This is a genomic window from Mycobacterium gordonae, assembly GCF_002101675.1.
In the GTDB taxonomy this organism is placed as follows: Bacteria; Actinomycetota; Actinomycetes; order Mycobacteriales; family Mycobacteriaceae; genus Mycobacterium; species Mycobacterium gordonae.
In genome coordinates this window covers 1-1,359 of sequence record NZ_LQOY01000103.1, presented here as the reverse complement: position 1 = coordinate 1,359, position 1,359 = coordinate 1, and the positions used below count along the sequence as shown (strand labels likewise).

The window sequence follows — 1,359 nt, the reverse complement described above, 5'->3', positions numbered from 1 at the left end:
CGACGGGGTGGGTTCTACTCAACGTCGCAACACCGACGGATCACTCGAGACTAACAGGGCAGCGAATAGATCGGCGGGGCAACGGTCTTGGAGGACCATGCGGGGGCGATGGTTGAGTTCGTGTTCGACGGCCAACAACTGCTCCGGCGGGTGGCTGATGAGGGTGACGCCCTTCGGGAAGTAGTCGCGCAGCAGTCCGTTGGTGTTCTCGTTCGTGCCGCGTTGCCAGGGTGATCTGGAGTCGCAGAAGTAGACGGGCGCGCCGAGCTTGTCGGTGGTGGCAAGGTGGCGCGCCATCTCGGTGCCCTGGTCCCAGGTGATCGACCGCATCAGCGTGGGTGGCAGATCCTTCATGCGGGCCACCAAGGCCGCGTGCAGGGAGTCGGCGTCACTGCGAGGCAGATGCACCAACCGCAGCATCCGGGTCTGGCGTTCGACCAGAGTGCCGATCGCCGAGAGGTGGTTATTACCGATGATAAGGTCGCCTTCCCAGTGGCCGGCTTCAGACCGGTCGACAGCCGAGAAGGACCGGTCGTGGATGGTGAGCATCGGCTGCTGGAACCGCGGCCGCCGGCAACTCTGGCGGTGATGCGCTCGGCGGTGATCTCGACCGGTGCGCAGCGGTGAGCGTCGGTGCGGCGCTAATCGCGAGGGCCGCATGAAACGTGAATTCGGTTGATAGACAGCTTGATAGATGCTTTCGTGGCATAACCACATCGATGAATCATCGGGGAAGCGGTGGCGGAGGTGACGGCTGATCTGTTGGGGGCTCCAACGCTGAAGAAGCAGCTCGGCGACCGCGTTACCGAGCTGGTCGTTGGTGTCGACCCGACGGCGGTGGTGACGTGCTCGTCGCGCGGTGGCTCGCCGGTGGGCATCGAAGGGCTGATATCCGCGGCCGGCTGGTGCGTTGCGCCGTAGCTCCCTCGAAATCGTCGACGGCGCTCGACCGAGTCGGGTGGCGATCGTCCGCACCCTCAGCCCTGAGTGATGCAGATCGGCGATCTCGATGCGCTCGTCCTGGGACAGGTATCGCGTGCTGATCTGGCGGACCGCTAGTCGATCTAGCGGCGGGACGAACCCGACCGCGACGCCGTTGCGGTAGGTCTTGTAACCGCGTGTCCAGTTCGTCGCAGCGGACCGGGACACACCGACTTCGCGGGCCGCGGCCCGCACGCTCCACCCGCGAGCCCGCAACTCCATGAACCGCTGACGCTTGGCCGACTGCGGACGACGTCCCGGCCCCTTCTTCACCCGACGCGACGATGCCAACACAACCTCCAGAATCTAGAGAAGTGTTGCGACCGCACCTAGAAACCACCGCGTCGACACGGGGTCAGTTTTCAGACGACGCCGACA

1 protein-coding gene is annotated in these 1,359 nt (G+C 64.8%); it reads right to left on the bottom strand.

Annotation, left to right across the window (positions count from 1 at the left end; genetic code table 11):
• Positions 1 to 18 precede the first annotated feature (18 nt).
• On the bottom strand, positions 19 to 1,272 hold the full coding sequence (locus AWC08_RS17105; RefSeq protein WP_101930934.1) for an IS30 family transposase: 1,254 nt from the start codon (positions 1,270 to 1,272) through the stop codon (positions 19 to 21).
• Between the last annotated feature and the right edge of the window lie 87 nt (positions 1,273 to 1,359).